The organism is Myxococcus sp. AB025B, from assembly GCF_006518215.1.
GTDB classification, from domain to species: Bacteria; Myxococcota; Myxococcia; order Myxococcales; family Myxococcaceae; genus Myxococcus; species Myxococcus fulvus.
Genome location: NZ_SRLW01000731.1, coordinates 1 through 426 on the forward strand (window position 1 = coordinate 1; position 426 = coordinate 426).

The following is a 426-nucleotide window of genomic DNA, read 5'->3' on the forward strand; positions in this document are numbered from 1 at the left end:
CGCGTGGACCAACCAGGTGCTCGCCTCCTGCGGGGTCGAGCTGCCGCTGACGGTCCTCCAGGAGCAGGTCACCTACTACGCCACCCCGCACCTCGCGGAGTTCGCGCCGTCGCGGTTCCCGGTGTTCATGTTCCACGGCGAGCACAACTTCTACGGGTTCCCCGTCTACGGCGAGGTCACCACCAAGCTCGGCCAGCACATGGGCGGGCACGAGACGACCGCCGAGGACCGGACCTTCGAGCCCGACCCGGTGCGCCAGAAGCGCTACGAGATGTTCGTCGAGCAGCACCTCCCCCGCTTCGGCGGGCCGGAGCTCTACACGAAGACCTGCCTCTACACGGTGCCGCCGGACCAGAACTTCATCCTCGACTCCGTGCCCGGGCACCCGCAGATCGTCGTGGCCAACGGCGCCGGGCACGCCTACAA

At 68.5% G+C, this 426-nt stretch carries 1 protein-coding gene; it reads left to right on the plus strand.

All coding sequences use genetic code 11. The annotated features are described in order from the left end of the window. Window positions 1-426 (plus strand): FAD-dependent oxidoreductase (locus FL311_RS44800; RefSeq protein WP_368668628.1); only part of this gene is annotated, 426 nt, incomplete at both ends.